We start from the raw sequence: 26,131 nt of genomic DNA, 5'->3' as shown, positions 1-26,131 counted from the left end.
GGCGCTTGGGCGCAGGCGGATGCAGGGCGTCGAATCAGGCTCCGGTTTCTCCTGCCAGCATTTCGAGCGGCCCCGGACGGAGGCATCCCTCTTATTTCTCGGTGTCTGTGTGGACCGAGAAACCGGTGACTCGATCTCCACGGCGATCCGGGGGACCTGGATCGTCACGTTGAGGATTCATTACTCGACGCTGACGCTCCGGCGCTTCCTCGATCGGTTGTGCGAGAGGGCAGAGGGGCGGCTGTTGAGGCATCGATTCGGTCGGCCGGGCGAAGGGAAGCGACCGACAATCGGAGCATTCGGAGGTTTCGGATCAGGCTGACTCCACGAGATCGGAGGGGGCCTCGGATTCTCGTTCAGGAAGTCTGATCGTACCCCACTCTATTGGATGGAGGGCGATCTTTGACAACTTGACGATTGGTGCTGGAAGCAGCGACGGTTCGCTGCGTCCGCTCGTGAGAAGTGTGCGAACGAAGCCGCCGAGAGAAGCCTTTTGGATAACCTTAACTGGTTTTCGACAGGGAGGTTGCGTCGATCGGGTTCGGATGGACGACCGAGCGAGGGAACCCAATCGAACCCGAAGCTTCTGGTGCGGCCCCTGGCTTTCGCGTTTCGCCCGTGAGAAGTGTCGCGCGAGGACGTGATACGTGGCTGTCTGCTGAGTGGGAGAGGCAGAGACAGGCCACGGATGGACACAGATCGGCACCGCTGGGAGAAAAGGAGGGAGAGCGTCCATGAGGATCTCCCTCTTTATCCGATCTGTGTCCATCCTCTTCATCTGTGGCCGTTCTCCGGCTGGAGTCGGGGGCCGTAAACCACCTCCGGATTCTCCTGGGAGGCTTCGAAATCCTTTCGCGGACAAGCCTGATGCCATCTGGCCCTGCGATCGGTGACGGAGGTTTGGCATGAGAACGGGGCGAACGAAGCCATCAGGGGGATCGGCGGTTGTGGGATTAAATCTTTGAGGGGATGGAGTTTGGGGCGGGCAGGGGTCGTCGGATCCCGGCGCGAGGGAACCCAATCGAACCCGAATCGGCTTGGCCGGGATGGGGTCTGGCGGTGCGGCCTTGGCCTTGCGGTTGCGAACCCGTCGGCCGTCCTGGGGCGTCTTAGGCGGATGAACGGCCGGCGGCGTGGGACATCCCTTGACCGGGACCGGCGTCGGCTTCGACAATGGATCCTCGGCCCACCGCCGACCGTTGATCGGCCTCGAACGAGATGAAGGATCGTGCGCTGATGTCTCACCCTGCTTCGACCGGGTCGTCCACCTCGACGACGATCGCCCAGGCTCCCGACGCGCTGGGACGCTTCGGCGCGTTCGGCGGGCGGTTCGTGCCCGAGACCCTGATGGACGCCCTGAACCAGCTTTCGGCGGCCTATGAAGAGGCCAAGGCGGACCCCGAGTTCGTCCGGGAGCTGGAGTATTACTGGAAGGATTACGTCGGGCGTCCCTCGTCGCTGTACAGGGCCGACCGGCTCACGAAGTTCGCCGGCGGGGCGGAGATCTACCTCAAGCGCGAGGATCTCAACCACACCGGCGCGCACAAGATCAACAACGCCATCGGCCAGGTGATGATCGCCCGGCGGATGGGGAAGAAGCGGGTCATCGCCGAGACCGGGGCGGGGCAGCACGGGGTCGCGACGGCCACGGCCTGTGCACTGTTCGGGATCTCGTGCACGGTCTACATGGGCGAGGAAGACATCCGCCGCCAGAAGCTCAACGTCTTCAACATGCGGACGATGGGCGCGACGGTCGTCCCGGTTTCCAGCGGATCGAAGACCCTCCGCGACGCCACCAACGAGGCCTTCCGCGACTGGATGGGGTCGTCCAAGGAGACGCACTACACCATCGGCAGCGTCGTCGGTCCGCACCCGTTCCCGACGATCGTCCGCGACTTCCAGTCGGTCATCGGCCGCGAGGCCCGCGCCCAGATCCAGGAGAAGGCCGGCCGCCTGCCGGACGCCGTCGTCGCCTGCGTGGGGGGCGGCTCGAACGCGGCGGGGATCTTTTATCCGTTCATCGGCGACGAATCGGTCGAGCTGATCGGCGCGGAGGCCGGGGGCCGGGGGCGGAAGTCGGGCGACCACGCGGCGAGCCTGACCCAGGGCAAGCCGGGCGTTCTGCACGGCAGCTTCAGCTACGTCCTCCAGGACGACGACGGCCAGACCCAGGACGTCCACTCGATCTCCGCCGGCCTGGATTACCCGGGCGTCGGCCCCGAGCACGCCTACTGGAAGGACTCGGGTCGCGTCCGCTATGAGAGCGTCACCGACGCCGAGGCGCTGGCCGCCTACGGCGAGGCCGCCAGGCAGGAGGGGATCCTCCCCGCCTTGGAGTCCAGCCACGCGATCGCCCAGGCCTTCAAGGAGGCGAAGCGGCTGGGGCCTGGCAAGATCTTGATCACCTGCCTCTCCGGTCGAGGCGACAAGGACGCCTTCGAGGTCGCCCGCCTCCGCGGCGAGCCGATCACCTGACGAGCCGGCCGAACTCGCGGAGGGGGTCCGCCCGTCTCCCCTCTTCGCGAGCGATCCATCCATCCGAATGAGACGGGCCGCCTCGCGCACCGGCCGGCATCCCCCCATGAACCGTATCGACGCCCTCTTCGCTCGCCTCAAGGCCGAGAACCGCCGCGCCCTTATGCCCTTCCTCACCGCCGGCGACCCCGACCTGGCGACGACGGCCGCGCTCATCCCTGAGCTGGTCCGCCGCGGGGCGAGCATGCTGGAGATCGGCATCCCTTACTCCGACCCCGTCGCCGACGGCCCCGTGATCGCCGCCAGCTATCACCGGGCGCTGACGCAAGGGGTGAAGGTCGCCCACATCTTCCAGACGCTGCGAACGCTGCGGGCCGAGGGGAGCGACGCCGTCCGCGACACGCCGCTGGTCTCGATGGTCTCGTACTCGATCGTCAACCGGATGGGCGTGGACCGCTACCTCAACGACGCGGCCACCGCAGGGCTCGACGGCCTGATCGTCCCCGACCTTCCGGTCGAGGAATCAGCCTCGCTCCAGGACAAGGCGACCCGCCGGAATCTCAAGCTGATCCAGCTCATCACCCCGACCACCCCCCGGGCGCGGGCCGTGGAGATCGCCCGGTTGACGACGGGGTTCATCTACTACGTCTCCGTCGCCGGCATCACCGGCGAACGCAAGGCCCTGCCTGAAGACCTCAAGGCCAACGTCGCCTGGCTGCGGACCCAGACCGACCTGCCGATCTGCATCGGCTTCGGCATCAGCTCGCCGGAGCAGGTCGAGGAGCTGGCCGAGGTCGCCGACGGCCTGATCGTCGGCTCGGCCCTCGTCCGTCGGCTCGCCGACTCGGCCACACGCTCCCGCGCGGATCTGGTCAAGGAGGTCGGCGACTTCATCGGCTCGCTGGCCGACGCGCTGAACGCAGGCGACGCTGTCGGGTAACGGCTTCGTCTCCACCGGGAGTCGGGTTCGGCGTTGGAATGCTCCGTGTCATGGCCCCAGGCGGTTGTACGGAGGGTTGGCGATGTCGACGCGAAGGCTCAGCTTGGTGTTGATGGCGATGCTTGTCTCGGCCACGACGCGCGGCTTCGAGGAGCCGAGCGGGGTGCCGCACGGCTTCGTCCGGGTGAGCCCTCGCGACTCGCGCTACTTCGAGACCGACGACGGCCGGGCCTTCATCCCGATCGGGATGAACCTGATCTATCCCCCGTACGTCAAGGGGGGCGACGCCGCAGCGCGGTTGGCTGCTCTCGACGACTGGCTGGGGAAGCTCGCGGCGAACGGCTGCACCTTCTTCCGCGTCTGGCTCTCCAACGACTTCTACGAGCTGGAGACGAAGCACGCCGGCGAGTACGACCCCGAGCAGGCCCGGCGCATCGACGCCATGCTCGCCCTGGCGCGGAAGCACGGGCTGAAGGTCAAGATGACCATCGAGCACTTCCGGAACATCGACCCCAAGAGCACCCGCCAGACCTGGGCCATCAAGACGGTCCATCACGAGTCGAAGGGGGGCCTGGCGACCTCGATGGCCGACTGGATGAGCAAGCCCGAGGCCCGCGCCCAGTTCATCAAGAAGCTCGAATACCTTTCCGCACGGTACCGCGACGATCCCACGATCTTCGGCTGGGAGCTGTGGAACGAGATGGACGCCGTCTCCGGCGACGGCGACGAGCTGGAATGGACCCGGGCGATGCTCCCCGAGCTGCGCAGGCTCTTCCCGAAGCAGCTCGCGATGCAGAGCTTTGGCAGCTTCGACAACGAAGGCAAGCGCCCATCCTACCGTCGGATGATCGCTCTGCCCGGCAACGACGTCGCGCAGGTCCACCGCTATCTCGACCTGGGCGCCAGGATGGAACTCTGCCACGGCCCGGTCGACGTCCTGGCCGCCGACGCGGTTCGCGAACTGATCGACGCGAAGCCCGGCAAGCCGGTGCTCCTGGCCGAAAGCGGCGCGGTCGAGCCCGGTCACAGCGGTCCGTTCAAGCTCTACGCCGAGGACAAGGACGGGGTCATCCTCCACGACGTCCTCTTCGCCCCGTTCTTCGCCGGGGCGGCCGGCTCCGGCCAGTGCTGGCACTGGGACCACTACGTCGCCGCCAACAACCTCTGGCGCGTCTTCAAGGGCTTCGCTCAGGCGGTCCAGGGCCTCGACCCGCCCGCCGAGCGCTTTGAGCCCATGCGAGTCGAACACCCGTCGCTGCGGGTCTATCTCCTCCGAGGGACGAAGACGTCGATCGCCTGGTGTCGCGACGCGGCCTCCGACTGGCGCGCCGAACTCGCCCAGAAGCGCCCCGCTGCCGAGTTGGCGGGCCTCTCCGTCGATCTCGGTCCGCTGCCCCGCGGTGCGAAGGTCCGAACCTACGACCCCTGGCGCGACCGCTGGGCCGAAGCCTCGGCGACCGACGCCGGGCGCATCTCCCTGCCTGCCTTCCGCCGTTCGATCGTCGTGCGGGTCGAGACGCCTTGATCTGGGGAGGCCGCCTCACGTGACGGCCGTCCGGCTCAGCGACGATCGCCCGATCCAGCGGCCTGGAGCTTCGCCTGCGGCTTCTCGGCCAGGGCCCAGACGACCGACGACCAGTACTGGGGCGAGTCGAATCCCAGGAGCCGGAGACGCAAGCCTTCCATCTTCCGGGTGATCGTGCTCATAGCCCGGTAGGCTCGCAGGACGGGCGAAACCGGGGCAGGCCAGGGGTCGCGCATGCCGGCGACCTTCAGGCCGTGGCAGAAGAAGAGCTCGTTGAGGGAGGTCGGCGTGAAGGCGATTTCGTGGGTGATGTCCGCGTAGATCGCCCGAGCGGCGTGCGGGCTGTCCGCGTTGGGGACGCTCACCATCAGCCGTCCGCCCGGAGCCAATCTGGCGGCGACCGCTTCCAGAATGGGGAACAATTCGTCGCGGGTGAAGTGCTCGAGGATGTCGAGCATCGTCACCAACTGGTACGACTTCGATGGGTCCTCGGACGCGAGGAAGTCGGACACCGTCGCGCATCGACAGTCCAGGCCGAGGGAACGCCCGATCTCGACCTGGGCTCGATCCAGGTCGATGCCGACCGCGTTCGTGTACCCCCGTTCGCGCAGGAAATAGAGGAACTGGCCGCTGCCGCAGGCGATGTCCAGGATCGGTACGTCCTTGTCTCGGGGAAGCCAATCCCGAGTGTACCAATCGTAGTAACGCACACGTTGCGTGTGCTTCTCCTCAGCGAAACCAGGCTTGTCGTAACCGTGCCACTCGGCCTGACGCTGGTAAAAGGCTTCGCGGTAGGGATTCATGGTGTGGCTCGGCTCCATCCGTCAAAGGTGTAGATCTTGTTCCGAGTCCCTGGAACGCGACGGCTCAGTATTCCGCGGCGCTCGCAGACCGTCAAGCATCCACCACTCCCAAGTTCTAATATTTTAGTGATGTTTGTCTAAGAAGGAGGCCCCTACGTTTTGCCAAGATAAGGACTTCCGACTCCTCCCACTCGGAGGCATCAAGATGAACGACTTCTCGATGCGGGCGGCGCCGAATGGGTAAGACATGCGGCGCTTTCGGACGTTATAGTGGGTGTCGACAGGCCGGACGCTGCCGCCGGCTGGATGAAGCACCGAGACGGACCGAGAGGCGGACGCGATGAGTACGACGAATGACGCTGCGGAACGCCCGAAAAAGCGCCGGCGGTGGTGGCTTGGCGTGGTTGCGGCCGTCGTCGCCGTTCCGGTTCTGCTGATCGCGGCGCTGCCGTGGATCCTGAGTTCGTCGTGGGCGAGGCCCAAACTGGAGGCCGCCGCCGATAAGGTTCTCGCGCCGGGGGGCGTGTCGTTCGACCGCGTCGGACTCTCCTGGTTCGGGCCTACCGAGATCGACGCCCCCGCGCTCGTCGACGCCAACGGCCATAAGCTCGTGCAGGCGCCTTCGGGGACGTTCTCCTGGAGCCTTTGGGACATCCTGTTCAAGCAGCCGGTCGTCGCCACGCTGACGCTGCACAAGGGGGCGGTGGAGATCGGTCGCTCCGAGGCCGGAGACGTCGACCTGGTCGAGACCCTCAAGCCGGTCCTCAAGGAGAAGCCCGAGCACACGATCCAGATCCGCATCCAGGACGCGACCCTGAAGTTCACTCAGCAGGGGCTCGCCGACCCGTTCTACGCCGATCACGCCGATCTCGACATCAACCTGACTCGGTTCCCCGAGCCGATCTCCTGGGACCTGAAGCTCAGCCGGGACAAGATCGGCGCCGACACCGGCAAGATGACCATCGCCGGGGAGATCGGACGCGACGATCACGGCGTCAACCTGGGGAAGGATTCCACGCTCGGCGTGACGGCCGACCATTGGCCCTGGCGGATCTCGCCGACGGACGGCGAACTGGCGGGACTGCAAACATCCGGCCTCTTCTCAGGCGCGATCGATCTCAAGGTCGTCGAAGGCGCGCTGACGACCTCGGGCGACCTGGCGCTCGCCGACTTCCTTGCCGCTGGGCCGAAGCTCGCCGGCGATGAGTTGAGACAGGCCAACGTCAAGATCGGCTGGAAGGCCGCGGGGAAGGGGGGGGAATACCACCTGGAGCGGTTCGCCCTGGACGCCCCCGCCGCGAACCTCGCCGCCTCGGGCGATCTCCCGCCGGCCGCCGACCGCTCGGCGAAGCTCGAAGGCCGCATCGACCTGACGGTCGCCAATCAACTTCGCCGCACCCTTCATCTGCTGGACGACGTGACGATCGAGAAGGGAGCCGTCGCGCTCAAGGCTGAGGCGGTCGCGCGTCCGGCCGCTCCGGGCTCCGAGGCCGGACAGCGGATCGAGGTCACCGCCGACCTGAACGACCTCGCCGCGAAGAAGGGGGAGAGGACGATCGCCTGGAACGACCCAACGACGCTGGCCGTCAAGCTCGACCGCACTCCTCAGGCCATCGCGCTGGAACAGCTCGACCTTCGCACGCCGTTCCTCACCGCCACGGGCAAGGGAGATCTGGACGCCGGCATCATCGTCGACGCCGCGTTCGACCTGGCCGCAGCCCGTCAGAAGGCCCGTGAGTGGGTCGACCTGGGCGAGTTCGAGGCCGCCGGCGCCGGGACGCTCCACGCCCGATACTCGCGCCAGAACGGGCAGTACCAACTCGCCGCCGACGGCGGGATCAAGGGGCTCTCGCTCGCCGGGCTCCCCGTCGTGGAGACCCTCAAGCGCGACGAGCTGAAGGCCGATCTGGCCGTTCGCGGCGAGGCCCAGCCGTCCGGCCTCCCGCGCGACTGGCAGTACGCCTCGCTGATCGGCCGCAGCGCTGAGGACGAGCTGAAGCTGGAAACGTCCTCGCCGCCCAACCGCCTGACGCCGTCCTCGGTCGACGCCTCAGGTCGGACGACCGTGGATTTCAACGGCGTGAAGCGCGTCGTCGAGGCCTCCGGCAGCGTCGTCGCCGATGCCTCGGCCGTGGACGCGAGCCAGTTGCGAGTGGCCGCCTCCCATTTCGTCGGCCCCGGCGGTCAGTTCATGCCCGAAGCCCCCTACGTCTGGCGGGGCTCGGCCCGGTACGACCTCAAGAAGGACGAGCTGACGCTCACCCACCGCGACTTGACCCCGGAGGAGGCGGCCAAGGAACGCGAGCCGGCCTTCTCGATCGACAAGGTCACCGCCGGCGGCCTGAAGTCCCAGGGCTCGACGTGGTTCCACGTAAACCTCTCCGGCGACCTGGCCTCGATCCAGGACGTCCTCGGAGGCAAGGGGCCTTCGCTGGCTGGCACGCTCGCGGCGGAGGTCGACGGCCGCCAGAACAAGGACGACTGGAAGCTCGGCGGGACCGTCCAGGCCCAGAACGTCATCCAGGTCGACGCCCCCGGCGGCAAGCCTCAGGAGATCGGCACGATCACCGTCGACCTGGATTCCAACCTGGCCGTGAAGACGAAGAAGCTCGACGTGGGGCTGCTCGCGATCGACACTCCCTTCGGCAAGGCCGACGGCCGGGGGAGCGTCTCGCTCCCCGACGACGCGCCGGTGGTCGACATGGCGGGAACCCTCGCCCCCAACTGGGAACGCCTCACACAGGAACTCGCCTCGCGGATCGAGCCCAACGCCTCGATCAAGGGACGTCCTCACGCCTGGGCGCTCGCCGGCACTCTCCCCATGGGCGGTCACGCGGAGAGCCCGTCGAATCTCAAGGGGGAGATCGGGCTCCAACTCGACGAGGTCGACGTCTTCGGCATGCGGCTCGAAAAGACCCTGCTGCACGTCCGGGCGAACGAGGGCAAGCTCGCCATCGATCCGATCGACGGCATGCTCAACAGCGGGCGGCTGCAACTGGATCCGCAGATCGCCGTGGACGATCAAGGCAAGCGCTGGCTGCGGCTGGGCAAGGGATCGAGCTTGACGGGCGCCGTGGTCAACGACGAGGTCTCGCACCGCGTCCTCTCGTTCGCAGCGCCGGTTCTGGACAACGCCACCCGCGTCGAGGGGAAGGTGTCGTTCGATCTCGATCAGGCCGTCTTCTCACTCGACGGCGACGCGACCAAGACGCAGGTCGACGGCGACATCCAGTTCGACGACGTCAAGTTCATGCCCGGCCCGCTGGTCGATCAGTTGATCGCCGTTTTCAACCTGGAGCGGCGGGCGATGTTCGTCCTGCGCGACCCGGTCTCGATCCGCATCCTCGGCCGCACGATCTACCAGGAGGGCCTGATCCTGCCAGTGGGCGACGTGGCGGCGATCGGCCTGGAAGGCTGGATGGACTTCGACAAACGCATCGACATGATGGCGACCTTCGCCGCCGTCCCGCCGCGACGCAATATTCCGGTGCTCTCCACCCTGCTGGCGAACGCCCAGATCCGCCTCCCGCTCACGGGGACCATTGACAAACCGAAGATCGACGGCGAACAGATCAAGGATCGGTTCAAGAACCTCGGCGAGGACCTTCTGGAGACGACGCTGGGCATCGGCCGGGGGATCGGCGACATCTTCCGCCGCCCTCGTCCCAATCCCGCCCCCATCCCGACGCCGCTTCCCGATCCGGGGCCTCGTCGCACCACGCCCGCGCCTCCGCCTCCGCAGCCGGGAGGCCCAGCCGATCCTGCCGTCGCCCCGGCCGCTATGGACGATCCCGACGCGGAGCTGCTTCTGCCCGGCCTCCGCGTCCCCTTCTCGCGCACCCCGGAGGAACGCCAACTCCAGAAGGAGGCTCGGCAACAGCGTCGCGAGGAGAAGAAGATGGAGCGGCGGGCTCGCCAGGGCCTGCCGCCGAACTGAACGGCCTGAATCCCGATCAATTCCCGTCGCGAAGCGTCTCGGCGACGGCGAGCGCGGGGGCTTCCTTCGGCGGGGGCCGGAGCGGCAGGTGGATCGTAAATCGCGAGCCGACGTCCGGAGTCGAGTCGACCTCGATCCGGCCGCCGTGCTCCTGGACGATCCCATAGCTGATCGAGAGCCCCAGGCCGGTCCCCTTGCCGACCGGCTTCGTCGTGAAGAAGGGGTCGAAGATGCGGCCTCGGACATCCGGAGGGATGCCGACGCCCTCGTCGATCACGTCGATCGCCACGCCTTCAGGACCGTCCTGTCGAGTGCGGAGCGTCACCTTGCCGCCTGTCCGGCTGGCGTCGATGGCGTTGATCAACAGATTCAGAACCACCTGGTTGATCTTCCCAGGCGAGCAAGTGACCGTAGGGAGCGGGGGCAGATCGGTGACGACCTCGACCTGACGGTCGCGTGCCAGGCCGGCGACGATGTTGACCGTGGAAGCCAGCCCAGCGCTCAGGTCGGCGTCGTCTTTCTCGCCTTCATCGAGGCGGGCGAAGTCGCGGAGGTCCTTGACGATCCGGCGGATCCGTCCCAGGCCGTCGCGGGCGCGAGAGGTCAGGCCGTTGAGGTGCTCGAGCGCGTATTCGAGATCCATCTCCTCGGCCGTATCGGCGATTTCGGCGGCCAGTTCGGGATGCCGTTCGGCCAGCGTCGAGGCGGCCTGTCGGTAAAGCTGGATCAGACGCATCAGGTTCGCCACATCGCGCTGGAGGATCGCCAGGTCGTTGCCGACGAACGCCAGCGGGTTGTTGATCTCGTGCGCGACGCCGGCGATGAGCTGCCCCAGCGCGGAGAGCTTCTCCGCTTGCACGAGGCGGCTCTCGGCCAGCTTCAACTCCTCGTAAGCGTGCTGGAGAGCGGCGTAGGCCTGTTCGCGAGACGCCCCGAGGGCTTCAAGCTGCGCGGCGTTGCGGCGGAGCGCCTCATGGGCCTCAACGCGATCGGTGACGTCGCGGATGAGCTGCCCGGCGCCGATGAGCGTTCCCTGTTCGTCGCGGATGGGGTTGAACGCCACCTCCAGATGGCTGAGCGCTCCATCGCCGTCCGGGTAGATGGCCATATCCTTGTACCGTTCGCCGGCCAGGGCCCGATCCCACCGCGACTTCAACCGGGAGAGGTCTTCAGGGCGGCTCTCAAGAGCCTCTTCCAGCCGCATCCCCTGTTCGACGCGGCAGCCGAAGAGACGCTGAAAGGCCCGCCGGTAAGCGTCGTTGAGCAGGATGTAGCGGCCGTCGCGGTCGAGGGCGGCGATCATGTCGCTGGTCCCTTCGACGACTCCTCGCAGCCGGTCGTTGGCGAACCGCAGGGCGCGATAGGCTTCGCGGAGCCGGGCCTCCTCTCCGAGCCTGTCCGAGACGTCGTGGAGAACGCAGGCGGCGACGGCCACCTCCTCGCGGCGGCCCACGACCCCGAAGCTCACCTCCAGCGGGATCGAGCTGCCGTTCTTGCGCCGGCCCTTCGTCTCCAGGCCGCGCAGCGCCCCGAGGTCGGCCCGAAGGATCGGTGCGGCGTCGGGGTCGGTGCGGGCGCCTAGGAAGCGGGGAGCGTCGGGCAGCAAGACCTCGATCGACCGGCCGAGCAACTCGTCCCTGTGATATCCGAACATGGCCTCCACCCGTGCGTTGGCCAGGACGATCCGGCAGGAGCCGTCGATCAGGGCCATGCCGTCGGGCGCGGCGTCGAGGACGGCCAGCAGCCCGGTCTCGCCGTCTCGGGCCTCGTCGCGGCGGCGGAGCAGCCAGAGCGACGTCCCCACCAGGCAGAGGATCGCCAGAATCAGCGCCTGGATGGCGATGAGGTGCCACGAGTGCGAGACGGCGCCCTCGCCGGCGGTGTGTTCCGCGATCATCGCCAGCCGCTCGATTGCGAACCAGCCGACCGCGGTCGCCAGTACGGCCACCACGATCAGCACGATCGGGGGCGTCGGTTTCCTCCCGGACTCACTCATACTCGCGTCATTCCCTCCCGCCGAAATTATACGCGCTGGATCGTCCTCGTCCGAATTCATTGGGTCAGAGACTGTCGGCTCGGGCGGCTTTCGACGCGTCGTCGGTCCTTCTATAATCGCCCCCCGGATCACCTCCCCGACGTTCGGAGACCGATCGATGAGCCGCTTCGCCCTGACGACCGCCCTCGTTTCCCTGCTCCTCGCTCTCGACCCGGCGACGGCTCGTTCCCAGGACGACGGCTCGCCCACGGCTGGGGCCCAGACTCGATGGTTCAAGGGGAACCTGCATACGCATACGCTCTGGAGCGACGGCGACGATTATCCGGAGATGGTCGTCGATTGGTACGTCCGTCGCGGCTACCAGTTTCTCGCCCTCTCCGATCACAACGTCCTGGGGCAGGGGACCAAGTGGATGAGCGTCGCCGCCGCCGATAAGCGGGCCAGGCACAAGGGCTTCGACCGCTACCGTGCTCGGTTCGGCGACGCCTGGATCGAGACCCGTATGGTCAACGGCGACCAGGAAGTCCGTCTCAAGCCGCTAGGCGAATACCGCGCCCTGTTCGAACAGCCCGGCCGATTCCTGCTCATCCCCGGCGAGGAGATCACCGACCGCTTTGAGAAAAAGCCCATCCACATGAACGCCAGCAACGTCGCCGAACTGATCAAACCCCAGGGGGGCAAAAGTGTCGCCGAGGTCATGTCGAACAACCTGGCGGCCGTCGACGAGCAGGCCAAACGGCTGGGCCGGCCCATCATCGGCCACCTCAATCACCCCAACTTCGGCTACGCCGTCACCGCCGAGGAACTGGCCATGGTGACGAAGGAGCGGTTCTTCGAGGTCTACAACGGCCACCCCGACGTCCACCAGCAGGGCGACGATACCCACGTCGGGATCGACCGGATGTGGGACATCATCAACACGCTGCGGATCGCCGAGATGGGAATCGCTCCGCTCAACGGTCTGGGGACGGACGACTCACACCACTACTTCGACGGCAGTTCGTCTCCCGGCCGAGGCTGGATCATGGTCCGCGCCCGGTTCCTCACGCCGGAGTCGATCATCAAGGCGATGCAGGATCGGGACTTCTACGCCTCCAGCGGCGTCTCTTTGAAGGACGTCCACTACGCGCCCGAGACGAAGACCCTCTCGGTGGAGATCGAGCCCCAGGGGGATGCAAAGTACGTCACCCGGTTCATCGGCACGCCCCAGAACTACGACCGCACCCGCAAGCCGGTCGCCGACAAGGACGGCAAGCCGCTGGCCGTCACCCAGCGCTACTCCGACGACGTCGGCAAGGTGCTGGCGACCGTCGAGGGCCTCAAGGCCGAGTACCGGATGACTGGCGACGAACTCTACGTCCGCGCCGTCGTCACCTCCGACAAGTCTCCCGCGAACCCTTCCTACGCCGGCCAGCCAGCCCAGGCGTGGACGCAACCCTTCGGCTGGGAAGCCCGAGTCCCCGCCCCGCCGGCCGAGCCCGAAACGCCGAAGTGACGCTCAGGCTTCCGGAGAGCGCTCGACCGCCTGGGAGAGCCTCTCCAGCATCGCCCTGCCGAGGGAAGGGTCGGTCATCGCAACGAACGCCGCGCGGCCGGCGAGGACCGAAGGAGGCTCGGCCGACGGCGACTCCTTCCCCGTGACCAGGTTGTGGATCGCCGCGCGCAGGTTCCGCCTGAACTCTCGCGGCGCGCGCGGGGTACGGTCGCCGTTGACGATGAGGCCCGTGACGCGCTGGCGGCCTCCGTTGTGACCGACGGCCGTCTTCTTGTCGTGGATCGTGAATCCCTCATCGCCCACGACCCGGCGGACGGTCCCCAGCAGCCGGCCGATTCCCGGCGCTTCCTTGGAGTCGGCCGGCCGGCTGAACGTGAGGTCGTCGGCATACCGCGTGTACCGCCAACCCTGGCTGCGGGCGACGCCCGAGAGCCGCTGGTCGAGCCGGAGGCAGAGCGCGTTCGTGATCGCCGGGCTCGTTGGAGCGCCTTGAGGCAGGCAACGGGGGCCGAGGGCCACGTAGTAGGTCTCGCCGTCCTGCTCGACGATCTCGCGGGGCGACTCCGTGCAGATGAGGGCCAGCAGCGTGGCGACGTGCTCGCGGTAGCCGGCCTTGCGGAAGAGCCCTTTCACGCGCCGGAGCGTCACGGTCGGGAAGAAGTCCTTGAGGTCGATCCGCACGACGACCTTGGAGTCGCAGTGGGGGGCGGCGTTCGAGAGGATCGATCGACCGGGCAGGAAGCCGTGAGCCGCGCCGTGGACGGGGAGCTTCTCGGCGATGTTCCGGAGGATCCAGTGCTGGGCCCGCTTCAACCGAGGCATCGGCGCCCAGATGGCCCGTTCGGAGCCGTCGCGTTTGGGGATGGTGAAGCGTCGGTAGTGGATCCGTCGGGCGGCGTCGCGATGGAAGGCCAGCCAGCGAAGCTGCGGGATCGTCAGGCCGAGGGCCTCGGCCAGTTGCCGCGGGGAGTCGAGCGGCGGCAGCTCGTTCTCGGCGGCCCGGACCTCGGCGTTGGGCTGGTCCCAGCGATCGGGGCCGGGCTCGTCGCTCCAGTAGACGCCGTCGCCGAGGTGGACGATGTGCTCGGCGCGGAAGGCGGCCCAGGCCTCGCGCCGCAGCCGCCGGCGCTCTGCGGCCTCGGCCTTCAGCGACTTCTTGTAATCGGCCAGCTCGCGTTCCGACATGCCGTCGGTCTCGCGGCGGGCGACGAGGAAGCCCCGCTCGGAGAGCTGGGCGTTGATGTAAGGCTGGATTCCTCCCGCCTGGACGATCGATCGCCAGAGGTCGAACGGGTTGGTCTGACGTTGCATGGCCATGAGAGAGGTCATCCTGCGGAGGCGTCGAGGAAGCCGCGGGCGGCGAGGTCGGCGACGCGGGCGAGATAGGCGGCCCGCGCCTCGTCGACCGAATCGAAGGCAAGCGTCTGGAGCCGCGAATCCCCGTCGGCGCGGCCCCAGCGGACCTTCAGCCGACGGCGGTCGAGCGTGACCTGGTACACGTCCTCCCCCTTCGCATCGCGGCGGCTGAACGCGCGGGTCTCGGCGGTGATCGCCTCCGCCGGTGCGCGGCCGGAAGCCCGCTCGGCCTCGCGGGCGGCGTGTGCCAGTCTCAACGCGACCAGATGAACGCACGGCCCAGCCTTCAGGCCCTGCTTGCGGAAGAACGAGCAGGTGCATTCAGCCCGCGTCACCTGACCCTCGTCGGCCAGCAGCATCTTGGGGCGGTATTCGCGGTTGTCTTCCTTAACGGTCACGCGGCCCGTCAGCTCCAGTCCCGAGCCGGGGATGCGGTTCTCGGAGACGATCTCGACGGCCCCGCGGCGCACGAGGAGGTCGTGAGCCACCCGCTCGCGGGCGTCGCGGAACTCCAGTCGGCCCAGGTCGAGGGGAGCGTCGGTCAACGGCCGCAAACGATAGACGTCGGCGGCGAGGTCGTACATGATCCGCCCTTGCTGGCAGCCGAGCTGCAAGGCCTCGGTCAATGCCGGCCAGGAGAGCTTCGTCGCCTTCGCAAGTTCGCCGGCGCCCGCCGACCAGCGCCCGTTGAGATGCTCCAGGACGGCGTCGAGCGACTTGCCGCCGGGCTCGGCCTTGCGGGGCAGGAGCAGGTCGAAGTTCAGCGCCTGCGACCAGTTCGCCGAGGTGAACCCCGTCAACCCGAGCGTCAGCGTCATGCCCCGTCCGCGAAGGACCCAGAAGCTAGGCAGGCCGCTGCCGAGGAGGTGGACGTCGACCTCCTCGGTGAACGGCAGGAACCGCTGAAGGAGCATCAACCGACGACGTCCCCAGACCCTTGCGACCCGCGCCGACTTCCCCTTGTACGGTGCGGCCGTCGTGGGAATCACCTCGTTCCATGGCTCGAGCACCAGGCGGGGCGGCTGGCCGGGCATCAACTCGACGCGCAGGCCTCGGCGTTTGCCCTTCTCATCGGCGTGGAGACGCAGGTGACGCAGGGCGTTGTAGAGATCGATCGGCGCGAGGGCGAACGTGTCCCTCGGCAGCGCGGCGGCCGACTGGACCTGGAGGAACCCGCGGAGCCATGAATCCGGCACGCGGATCGTCTTCTCCAGGACTTCGCCGGACGCCTTCGTCATCAGCCCCACGCCCTCGGGGCCAATCGTCAGCCTCGTCTCCCGATAGGAGCGCATCTGCTGGAGGCCCTGGTAGAGCGACTGGCTGAAGTCGATGTTCGTCGTGCCGTAGGTTGGGTCGGTCGCGCTGGAGAAGCAGTCGCGGTCGACGCCCAGCTTCGCGTACGCCCCTTCGTCCTTGCTGAAGACCTCGAAGAAGACCTCGTCGGGATGGACCGTCACGACCGGGTCGAGGATCACGAACGCGAGCGGGTCGTTCCGCAAGAGCCAGCCGAAATACTCGCGCTGGGCCTGCCAGACGTCGAGCCCCGACGATTCACGCCTCATCCGCATGTAGGCGAGGTACGCCGTGCGGTCCTTGGGCTGATACCGCATGTCGCTGGCGACGACCGCGTAGAGGGCGGACATCGCCTCGCGGAAGCGGATCGGATCCTTGATGACGCCGTCGAACCGCGCGGGGGGGCGGAGGATGTTGGCGGCCAGGGCCAGCCGGGCCGAGTCCTCGGTGGTCGTCAGCCGGCTCGCGCCGTGGTAGGCCAGGTGGACCTCCGTCCGTTCGACGGCGGGCGGCTCGTCGGAGGGGACGTCCGGCGGCAGGGGCTCGTCGCTCATCCGCTCACCTTGGGGGTTGGAGTCTTGGTGGGCTTCGGCGTCCGGAGCCGCTTCGATTTACGGAGCCCTCGCCAGGCGGCCTTGCGGAGGTCTTCCTCCTCGCGCTCATCGAGGCCGATCTTGCGGAGGACGTCCTCGGCCGGCTCCGTCGCAAGCGCGGCGAGCGCCTCGATCGCGCCGAGCCGCGCGCCTTCGGCCGCGGAACGATCCCCGGCGACGGCGGCCAGGCCCTCCACGTCCTTTTGCGCGACGAGATACGGCAGCGCGACGCCCTGGTAATGGCTCTGGCGCGAGGCCTGGCGGAGGACGTTCGAGAGCCGTGCAGACCTACCGCGAGCCACCCGATCGAAGGCCCAGCGGTCGGCCAGGAGCTTCTCCGCAAGCGGTAAGGCCTTGTCAGGCGCGTCCTCGGTCACGATCTGGGCCGCGAGCGCTCGGGTCTCGGGGCCAGTAGTCGAGACGGCTTCCTCCAGAGCGGCGACGGCGAGCTTTCTCGCGGGCGAGGCCGCGAGCGCCTCCACGGCCGACCGTCGCATCTCGACGGCCTGGCGATCCGCCTCGGGGAGGCTCGCCATCGCGGCCAGGGTTTCTCCTCCGACGCCCAGTCGTCCTGCGGCCCAGGCGACGAGGCCCAGACATTCGACGAGAGCTTGAGCGTCGTCATCTCCCAGGCCGACCGTTCGCGAAGTCTTGCGCCGATCGACCCAGGCTTTCCACCAGCGCGTCAGCGTCGTTTCGACCGACTTCGCGCCACCCTTCGCGGCCTCGCCGGACCGGCCGAGAATGTGCGCCGCGAGGCCCGAAACGGCCGGGTCCAGGCTGTCGAGAGCGTCCCTGGCCTCGGCGGTCGGCACGTCCTTCCGCGTCAGAAGCGCCCGCGCCAGAGCCTTGCGGACGTCGTCGTCCTCACAGGAGGGAAGAATGGCGAAAATCCGGGAGGGGGAGGAACGCTCGGAGCCGCGTTTCAGGGCCTCGTCGTACTCCTCGAAGCCCTCGGGGTACACACTCTGGAGCAGGGCCTCGTCGGGTTCGAGAGCGTCCGGGCCCCAGAGTTTGCGGGCCGCGGCGTACGCCTGCTCCTCGTTCGAGATGTCTTCGCGGATCAGCTTGAGCAACAGATCCCGGGTGGCAGGATCGTCGTTGTGGGCGAGTTGTTCGATGGCGATCTCGCGATGCGGCGCTGAGTCCTCGCCGGCCCGCCTGCGGAGGACCCGCCATCCCTGGGCCGTGTCGAGCCAGCGGAGCCCCTTGATCGCCTGGTAGGCCACGCCGCCGCTCCCATCGGCCAACCGTACGAGCAGCCGCTCGACGGCCTCGGCGTGCTTCGACTTTCCGAGGTGTCCGATCGCCTCGGCGGCGGCCTCGTTGAGGGCGTGGGCGTCGTCGGACGCCAATTTGATGAGCATCTCGGCGGCACGCTCGTCGGCCAACTCGCCGAGCGCCAGGACGGCCCGGCGGCGGAGGTTCAGGTCGGGGACCAACTCAACGCTCGCCATCAGGACCGAGAGTCCTTCGGGCCGCCCGACCCGAGCCAGGCCCTCGGCCGCGAGCAACTGCGCGACGGGATCCTTCGAGGCCAACGCCTTGACCAGGACGGCCGGGTCGCCGGAACGCTTGCGAAGCCGCCAGCCGATCGCCTCGATCGCCGCGCGTCGGATCGCCTCGTCCGGGTGGCCGATCAGGCCGGCGAGGACCGGGTCGACCTCCTTCGACCGCGACCAACGGGCGGCGGGGATGAGCGCCATGGCTCCCTTTTCGCCCGGTGCGGTGAGGCGTGCGAGAAGGCGGGCCAGCACGTCGTCGCGTCTCGGGAGTTGCTTCTCCTCCCAACGGCGGTCGGGGGCTTCGTCCTCCGGATCCTCGATCCGTTGGTGGTGGCCGCTGATCGTGAAGAGGGCCTGGTAGGCCGGCAGCCCGCGCTTACGGTCCTTGTCCCAGAGGGCGAAGAGGCGGTCGATGACCTCCGGCCGGCCGAAGCCACCGACGGCGCGAATGAGTTCGTCGGCCGGCGCGGTCTCGGACGGATCGTTCTCGACGCGGTCGAGGAAAGCCGTGGCGGTGCGAGGATCGCCGAGCGTCGTCAGGGCGGCGATGCAGCGACGGGCGGCGTTCGCATCGGGGGCCGCTTTCAGCAGGGCGACCAGGGCGTCGAAGGCCGAGGCGTCTTTCCGCGCGGCCAGGGCCATCGCGGCGGCCTCGCGGACGGGCGCATGCCGCGAGGAGAGCGCTGCGCGGAGGGACACGCGGGCCTTCTCGTCCTTCTCGGCCTCGTCGGCCAGCCAGGCGACGGCGGCCTTCCGGAGCGGTTCGTGGGCGCCCTCCAGCGCCCTCGTCGCGACGGGAGTCGTCCCTTCGCGGGCGATCAGGAGTTTAGCCGCCTCAATGGCCAGGTCGTCGCGTCGGGTCAGCATCGCCTCGTCCAGGACGCGGCGGCCCTCGGCCGTCGATCCGCCCGCGGCCAGGATCTCCAGGGCCTTCACGCCCAGGTCGACGTGCCCCGTCGCCAGGGCCTCGGCCGCGAGGGTCGTGGGCTCCATGCCCAGCACGGGGAGGCACTCGAACGCCGGGATGCGGATCGCCGCGTTCGGGTCGCCCAGGACCTGCACCAGCACCGGGCGGGCGGCCGAGGCGATCGTCGGATCATTCTTGGCCAAAGTCTCGATACGGCCCAGCGCCGATCGCCGCACTCTCAACGTGGCCGGGTCGCCGGCCTTCTGCGTCCCGCCCTGATTGCGGAGCAGCCCGACGTAGGCGCCGAGGGCCAGCTCACGGAGGCTTTTCGGCGGGGCCTGATCTGTTGTGGAGCGACGTTTCGCGGCCGCTTTGCGAAGGGCCTCGATCGCGGCGGCGAAGCGCTCGGCGTGTGTCGCCCAGGTCTGGTCCCACGCAGCCTGTTCGTCACTCTCCAGCGCCCGGAGCAACTCGGCCGACCGGGCGCGGAGGCGAGGCTCAGCGTGAACGAGCAACTCGGCCAGGTCGTCCACGACGGCGGCGGGGATCGTCCAGGGAAGCTTGCCGCCGCGGTCGTTGATCGTCTTGACGATGAACTCGGCGAGGCCCCCCGCGCCGGCGGCCATCGCCTCCAGGGCCTCGGCCGCGACGAGCCGCGTTCGGGGATCGCGGCCGGCCAGCGCGGCCAGGACGAGCGGCGAGCCCTCGCGGGGCGCCTTCCACTCCATCATCAACAGAAGCAGGAGGATCCGGGCCCGGATCTTCTCGTCCGAGTCGTCGAGCCCGGCCACGAGGGAGCCGTCGCCGATCGCGGTCCCCGACAGCGCCACCGCCGCTGCGAACCGTTCCCAGGGCTTCAGGGTCTTCGCCGAATCCGCGAAGACGAGCGGGCCCGCCGAGGCATCTCCGAGGAGCGTCAGGCCGAACGCCGAGAGGTCCCGGACGACCGCGTCGTGGTGTCGCAGGGCGTCGCGCAGCGGGGCCGAGCGGTCGGCCGGAGTGAGCCAGGCCAGGGCTCGCGTCGCCCCCTGGCGGATCGGTGCGTGCGGGCTGTCGATCAGCGGGATGAGGGCCGTCAGCGCGGAGGCGTCGCCAAGCTGCCCGAGGCCGAGCAGGGCTGATTCGGCGAGGCTCGACCAGTCCTTGCGGCGTTCCTCTTCCTCGGGTTCGAGAGCCGTCGCCAACGCGATCAGCGGCTTGAGCGCGGCCGGGTCTCCGTGCCTGGCCAGAGCGCGGGCCGCTCGGACCCGAACGTCGGCGTGAGGGTTCTCAACGGCCGTTCGCAACACGGGCTGGGCGTCGGCCCCGACGAGGGCCTCCAACGCGGCCAGTCGAACGTTCTTCTCCTCGTCGTCCAGGGCCCGCGCGAGCAGCTTCTGCGCGGCGGCCGTGTGTTTTTTGACGAGGCCGTCGACGGCCGCTTTGCGCAAGTCGGGGTAGCGCGATCCCAGGGCGGCGTCGAGTGTCTCCAGCCCCTTCGTCTTTCTGGACGCGAACTCGTACGCCTCGGAACGGAGGCCGGGGTCGGGGTCGTTGAGGAACTCGAAGACGGCGTCCCAGCCGCCCGGCTCGCCGGCGTTCGCCATGGCTTCGGTCATCGCCTCGCGACGGACGTCGGCGTGCTGGCTCCTCATCACGTACCGAAGCGTGGCGGCGCCTCCGCCCCCGACCTTCAGATTGAGCGCGGCCTTGAACGCCTCGGATCGGACCGTCTTGAACGAGTCGTTCAGCGCATCGGCCAGCATCGCGGCGGGGCGATCTTCGAGGCTCTTGATCGGGGCCTTGCGCGCCTCGGCGACCAGGAGTTGGAGCCCTCGCTGGCGGACGTTCTCAGACGGTGCGTTGAGCCCGGCTTCGGCCGCTTTGAGGGGCTCGTCTTCGAGAAGACGGGCCAGGGCGGTGAAGGCGGCGTCTCGGACGGCGAGCGAGGGGTCGTACAGGAGCGACCTCAGCCGCTCAGCCCCTCGAGCGTCGTCGAGCGCGGCCATGGCCCGGCAGGCCTCGACTCGGGCCTTCTCGTCCTCTTCGCGACTTAGCTGCAACAGGAGGCCGAAGGCCCGGGGGTCGCCCAGAACGGCCAGGCCGCGGGCTCCCCGCAGGCTGGTCTCGAGAGCGCTGCTGGCCGACGCCTGGAGCAGGGGCGTCAACTCCTCGTCGCTCGGCGTTTCGGCCTTCGTCGTAGCCTCGCCGCGGCCCTTCTTCGGCTTCGCGACCGCGGACGACGGATCCTGGCCGCCTTCGAGGTCGGCCAGTTGACGCTCCAACTCCGGGTCGCGCGAGCGCAGGGCGGAGAGCAGGGCGGGGCGGGTATGGAGCGAGAGCAGAAAGGCGACCCGACGAACTTCGGGATCGGCGTCCTCGACGCGTCGACGCAGGGCCGACTGGACCGTGGCGTCGCCCAGCATTTTGCGGGCGAACAGCCTCATCAGCGCCGCCCGCCGGACATCAGCGTGGGACGTTCCGAGGGCCGCGAGATTCGCCTCGGGCGAGTCGGCCGGGTAGGCCGATTCCAGCGCCATCAGGGCCGCCTGGCGGACCTCCGGCGTCTTGGCCGAGAGGGCTGTGGTCAGGCGGGTCAGCGCCTGGTCGTCCTTGCCGGCGAGTGTCCCCAGAGCCTCAACGGCGAGCTTGCCGATCTCGGGCTTCTCGGCCTTGAGGGCGAGGTCCAGGACGCGAAGGTCGGCCGGACCGCGCTGGCGGCGGAGCCCTTCGAACGCGGCGGTGCGGACAGCGGCTTCGGCGTGCGAGAATAGGCCCTCCAGCAACGCAGGGGATTTGGGATGGTCGGACTGCCCGAGCGACTGCACGGCCAGAAGCCTCAGGCCGTGGTCGGGATCGCGAACGGCCTGCTCGGCGAGGAGCGAGAGGGAGGCCGCGTCGTCGAACTCGGCCAGTCGACGGATGGCCGCTTCGCGAGCACGGGGGTCGTCGCCGGCGAGGTCTGCCCTGGTCGCGTCCATCGCGCCGCAGCCGCGGAGCATCAGGCCGGCGGGCTTGCCGGCGGCGTCGATGACGAAGGTGCGGAGCGTGTCGTCCCCGCCCGCCACGACGAGGTGGTCGCGCCCGTGCCGCTTGACCAGGGCCATCCCCAAGACTCGGACCACGCCCTCCTTCTGCGTCGTCGGCTTGACCCCTCCGACACGCGGCCACGACTTGACCGTGCCGTCGAGGCTGCCCGTGAGCAGGCGGTCCTCCGGCCCCCAGATCATGGCCGTGATCCGATCGGAGTGGTTGTTGGCGCGACCCTTGTCCTCGGGCTCCAGCTTGCCTCGCGCGTGGGTCGACAGGAGCTTCATGTCAGCTCCGGCCGAGAAGAAACGCAGGTCGTCGCGCTCGAACAGGATGGCCGTGACTTCGCCTTCGTGTAGTCGGGCGGAGTCGCCGGGGGCGAAATCGGCCGAGGACTCGGCCTCGTAGATCGAAACCAGCCCATCGGTGGTCCCAACCGCCAGCCACTTGCCGGATGGGTCGCTCGCCAGCGTCGAGCCCGGCTCGGGCAGCTCGATCGTCTGCGCGAGCTTGCCGTCCTTTCGCGCGAGGACCCTCACCTCGCGGCCCACGAGTACGCCGAGCCGGTCGTCGGAGAGCAGGGCCAGCGCCTTCGCTTCGCCGACCTTCGGGCCGATCGCTTTTGGCGGGCCGTCGAGCGGCGCCCGATAGACATGGCCGTCGGTCCCGGCGATCCAGACGGAGTCGCTGTCGGCGATGGCGGTGACGCCGCCGGGGAACTCCTCGCCGTGGGATCGCGGGCGGTCGTCGCCCTGGTCGACCCAGAACAGGGCGGTCGGCCGAGCCTCGGGATGGCGCGTCGCCAGCGCGACGGCGGAGCCGACGCCGGCGATCGCCTTGAGGTCGCCGCGAAACGGGATGGTGTAGTCGGTCGTCGCGCTCAAGAGGCCGCCTCCTCGGCCCGTCGCCGCAGCTCGGGCCAGACGTGGCGAATGCGGGTTACGGCCGTCAGGCAGGCGGCCCGTTCGCTCGGCCCGCGCGAGGGGAGGAACTCCTCCAGCAAGGGGAGGGCGCCCCGGGCGAAGTCGACGTCCTCAAGGGCCAGGTCGCGGATGACCTCGATCATCGCCAGCTTGGCCTTGCGGGCGGGGAGCGGTTTGAGCTTCTCGCCGCCGGCGGACTTCTCGCCCTTCTCGGGCCTGGGCGGAGGAAGCTCGAACAGCGAGCGGCGGAGCAGGCCCCACATGCCGGTCGGTTGCGCCGGCAGGTTGTCGGGGCGGGCGGGAGCGCCCGTGCCCCGGTTCTCGGCCGCCGCGGCGGCTGCCTTTCGAGTCCCCGCGCCGATCGTGGAACTCGGCGGCGCCGAGGGTTTCCAGCCCTCCGTGATGCCACGGTCGCGATAGAGCGACCAGAGGGCCCGGATCACGAACGCCCGCATCCGGCGGTCTGGGCTGTCGGTCAGGCGGAACAATTCCTCGGGCCGCCGGAGTCGGGGGGAGCGGCCGATGAGCTGCATGCCGAGGTCCCGCGTCGACGCGTCGGCCGACTCGCAGAAGGCGTACACGGCGGCGGGGCTCAGGCTCTCCGGGTCGATCCGGAAGCGGCGATGTTCGGGGGCTTCTTCGGCCAGCAGGGCATCCGTAACGAACCGGTGGACGTCCGCGTGGGGGCTCTCTGCCAGCCGGACGAGGGCGTCGGACGGCGGAGCCCAGCGGGCGAACTCCCAACGCGCCAGCTCCAACGCCAGGTCGCGAAGCGGCTTGCGGGACTCGTAGAAGAGGGGCTCGACCCTCTCGAACGTGAGGAACTCGGCGGGGATCTCCGCCCCGGGGTCGACGGGTCGTTCGGTCTTGGCCAGGGCGATGTCGGGGTGGTGCTTGAGGATGTACTCGACGGCGAACCGGGCCTTCGGCGCGTCGGCCGGGCCGGGGGCCGTCGCCATCTGCCAGAGGCGTTCGCAGCCGGCCATCACGGCGTCGGTCGACACCTCCTGCACCCCGCCGGCCAGCATCTTCAGGAAGGCCGTCTCGGAGATGATCTTGATGTTCGCTCCGGCGGCGTTCAGCGACTCGGCCTTGGTCTGCTTGTCCCCCTTCTTGCCGTGGCCATAGAGGGGCGACCCCTCGTCGCCGATCACCAGGTAATGCAGCTTCGCGTTGACTCCCGAAGCCGTCGTCCCCCCTGCCGCCTTGACCTGGTCCTCGCCGTCCTTCCGCTTGAGGGTCGCCATTTTGCCGGTGAAGAGGAACGACGCCCCCTTCAGGTCGACCGGTCCGGCTGCCTGGGCGGTCGTCGCGGGCGCTTCGCGGGGGGCGAAGTCGGCCGGCGTGAAGCCCTTGGTGAGGACGCTCACGGCGAAGTCGTGGTAGGCGGGCTCCGATCGAGCCGCCAGCGACAGGAGCCAGTCGAATCCCAGGTCGGCCGGCGGGACCTTCCGCACGTCCGCGAGCCAGGCGCGGACCTTGTCGGATAGGCCCTGGTCGAACGAGAGCTTCCGGGCCCATTCCGGCCCGGTGCGGCGGAACTCGGCGATCCAGGAATTCGTCCCGAAGTCCGGTTCGTAAGCGAGGGCCTTGAGGAAGTCGACGCCCAACGTGGGGACCTTGAGCTTCCCCTCCTCGACCCATCGGACGGTCTGAGTCTGGGTCGACCGATTCAGCAGGAGACGGCGGAGAAAGTCGGCGGGCTGCTCGTTCAGGTCGAACCTCGCCAGCTCGCCCATGGCGAACGGGACCAGGAGCACCTGATAGCCAACGTGAGACTTGCTCTCCTTAACGATGAGGTCGCGAAAGAACCCCGCCCCGAGCTTTTCCGTCGGATGGAGGCGCGCGAGCAGGTCCTTCAGGAAACCGAACGCCTCGCGGCTGTCGGTGAGCAGGTGGTCGCGGAACCAGTCGGGGCTCAGTTCCTTCGCACCGAAGTTCTTGCGGATGGCCTCCCCAGCGAGTTTGGCGCCGTGCTGCGTGTTGAGGAGCCTTCCCCAGGCTTCGAGTCCGACTTCGGTGCGGGGGTCGCGGTCGCCCAGGAGGTCGGCGGCCAGCTTTCGCACAGCCTGGTTGTCGTTGTCGGTCAGGCGGATCAGCTCGTCGACGGGCAGGTCGCGGGCGTGGGTTCGGGCGTAGCCGGCGGCGTAAGTGCGAGCCTCCTGCGAGGGGGAGTCGAACAGCTTCAGGACGGGTTCGTGCAGCCCCAGCGAGCGGAAGGCCGACTGCTCGAACCGGGGGACGTTCGTCAGGATCCAGACGATGAGGGCGTCGACGGGCTCGCTGCTAACGTCCACCAGCCGGGCGACCCAGGCTGGCTCGACCTCGCGCAGCGAGGCCCGGAAGTCGGCCTTCAGCGCCTCGGCCGCGAACCTCCGGGGACGGTCGTTGCGGGCCTTCTCCAGCAGGCCGAAGAGGGGCCGGGGCGTGCGCTTCCAGAGGTCGGGATAGGCGCGGTGTTTCAGGAGGTCGCTGGAGTGTACGACCGGACTGCTGAACTCGTCCTTGCCGTAGCCGCCGGCCTCATGGAAGAAGATCTGGTTGGCGATCCACGTCCGCGTCCAGTTCGTCCGTTCGCCGTAGCACGCGAGGACGTCGCAGGCGAGATCTGGGTAGGAGGCCGGCAGGCGCTCGGCGGCCCGTCGCAGGGCCCGCCAGCCGCGACGCCGGAGGTAGGCCAGCGTGGCGCGGCCGACCTCGGAGACTCCCTCGGCGTGCATCTCGTCGAACCGGGCGGCGAGGGCGGCGAAGACCTCGGCGTCGCCCCGGGCCTCGGCCTCCTTGAAGATCCGCTTGAGGGCCTTCCAGGGACCATAGCGTGCCGGGATCTGGGCGATGATCCGGAGCAGCCACGACCGGGCGATCGGGCCGCCGTCGGCCCAGAGCTCTTCCAGGATCGTGTGCAGCTTGAAGCGATCCGGGAGGGGGAGCTCGGCGTCGGGCGCCTCCAGCGCCCGGAGCTTCGCCTGACGCTCGCTGGCCTGGACGTCTCGCGGTTTGGCGCGGAACGCCTTGGAGCGGATCTCGGCCAGGAACGCCGCGAACGTCGGCGCTCCGGGGCGGAGCGGCGTCTCGGGTTCGGGGTCGTCCTGCCGGGCGAGGTCGACGACGAGGGCGACGGTCTCCGGGTCCCTCGCCTGCCAGGCGAGCTGGACGTCCTCAAGGCGGATCGGGGTGGCCACTGGAGAGGGCCTCGATTCATGTCGAGTAAGACATCGGCCGATACGCGACGACGGGCGGCCGACCCGGAGGTCTTCCGGATCGACCGCCCCGTTTTCCTGAGAGGTTCGTCTACCACAAAACCTGGGACATCGAAGGCTCTCTGACTCGCCGGGGGAATAACCCCTCCGGCGTGGGCGGAACCCCGTCCGGCG

The 26,131-nt window shown here is 68.7% G+C and carries 11 protein-coding genes; 5 read left to right on the top strand and 6 right to left on the bottom strand.

Features of this window, described 5'->3' with window-relative positions; all coding sequences use genetic code 11:
* Positions 1-1,236 precede the first annotated feature (1,236 nt).
* From trpB to G5C50_RS07310, 3 genes are all read left to right on the top strand, one after another.
* Entirely contained in the window at positions 1,237-2,475 is a 1,239-nt protein-coding gene (gene trpB, locus G5C50_RS07320) for a tryptophan synthase subunit beta (protein WP_165067115.1), read from the top strand.
* A 106-nt stretch (positions 2,476-2,581) separates the two neighbouring features.
* Positions 2,582-3,415, top strand: coding sequence for a tryptophan synthase subunit alpha (gene trpA / locus G5C50_RS07315; protein WP_165067112.1), 834 nt, complete (start codon positions 2,582-2,584; stop codon positions 3,413-3,415).
* Between the two features lie 82 nt (positions 3,416-3,497).
* Positions 3,498-4,940, top strand: a complete 1,443-nt coding sequence (locus G5C50_RS07310; RefSeq protein ID WP_165067109.1) for a cellulase family glycosylhydrolase — start codon at positions 3,498-3,500, stop codon at positions 4,938-4,940.
* 35 nt (positions 4,941-4,975) lie between these two features.
* Here G5C50_RS07310 and G5C50_RS07305 read toward each other — a convergent pair whose 3' ends face one another.
* On the bottom strand, positions 4,976-5,743 hold the full coding sequence (locus G5C50_RS07305; RefSeq protein ID WP_165067106.1) for a class I SAM-dependent methyltransferase: 768 nt from the start codon (positions 5,741-5,743) through the stop codon (positions 4,976-4,978).
* Positions 5,744-6,083: 340 nt separating this feature from the next.
* On the opposite strand from G5C50_RS07305, the gene G5C50_RS07300 reads away from it, so the two are divergent.
* Positions 6,084-9,680, top strand: coding sequence for a DUF2125 domain-containing protein (locus tag G5C50_RS07300; protein ID WP_165067103.1), 3,597 nt, complete (start codon positions 6,084-6,086; stop codon positions 9,678-9,680).
* 16 nt (positions 9,681-9,696) lie between these two features.
* Here the strand turns inward: G5C50_RS07300 and G5C50_RS07295 are convergent, their stop codons facing one another.
* Complete coding sequence (locus tag G5C50_RS07295) at positions 9,697-11,676, bottom strand: PAS domain-containing sensor histidine kinase (RefSeq protein WP_165067100.1); 1,980 nt, start codon at positions 11,674-11,676, stop codon at positions 9,697-9,699.
* A gap of 157 nt (positions 11,677-11,833) precedes the next feature.
* Here G5C50_RS07295 and G5C50_RS07290 point away from each other — a divergent pair, with 157 nt between their 5' ends.
* Complete coding sequence (locus tag G5C50_RS07290) at positions 11,834-13,171, top strand: PHP domain-containing protein (protein WP_206107609.1); 1,338 nt, start codon at positions 11,834-11,836, stop codon at positions 13,169-13,171.
* A 3-nt stretch (positions 13,172-13,174) separates the two neighbouring features.
* Here G5C50_RS07290 and G5C50_RS07285 read toward each other — a convergent pair whose 3' ends face one another.
* Genes G5C50_RS07285 through G5C50_RS07270 form a run of 4 tightly spaced genes read right to left on the bottom strand, consistent with a single transcriptional unit; the run spans position 13,175 to position 25,939 of the window.
* Positions 13,175-14,488 carry a reverse transcriptase family protein gene (locus G5C50_RS07285; protein WP_165067097.1) on the bottom strand — a complete coding sequence of 438 codons (1,314 nt, stop codon included), beginning with the start codon at positions 14,486-14,488 and terminating at the stop codon, positions 13,175-13,177.
* An 8-nt stretch (positions 14,489-14,496) separates the two neighbouring features.
* Entirely contained in the window at positions 14,497-16,374 is a 1,878-nt protein-coding gene (locus tag G5C50_RS07280; protein ID WP_165067095.1) for an SWIM zinc finger family protein, read from the bottom strand.
* The gene (locus tag G5C50_RS07275; RefSeq protein WP_165067092.1) at positions 16,371-22,718 is read right to left on the bottom strand and encodes a HEAT repeat domain-containing protein; all 6,348 of its coding nucleotides are present in this window, start codon (positions 22,716-22,718) and stop codon (positions 16,371-16,373) included. The genes G5C50_RS07280 and G5C50_RS07275 overlap by 4 nt, the downstream gene beginning before the upstream one ends.
* Positions 22,715-25,939: a BRCT domain-containing protein gene (locus G5C50_RS07270; protein ID WP_165067090.1), complete on the bottom strand. Its 3,225-nt coding sequence runs from the start codon at positions 25,937-25,939 to the stop codon at positions 22,715-22,717. Before G5C50_RS07270 ends, G5C50_RS07275 begins: the two co-directional genes overlap by 4 nt.
* Positions 25,940-26,131 lie beyond the last annotated feature (192 nt).

It is taken from the genome of Paludisphaera rhizosphaerae (assembly GCF_011065895.1).
Classification (GTDB): domain Bacteria; phylum Planctomycetota; class Planctomycetia; order Isosphaerales; family Isosphaeraceae; genus Paludisphaera; species Paludisphaera rhizosphaerae.
The sequence above is the reverse complement of the archived record's forward strand: the minus strand, read 5'-3'. Positions and strand labels throughout refer to the sequence as shown.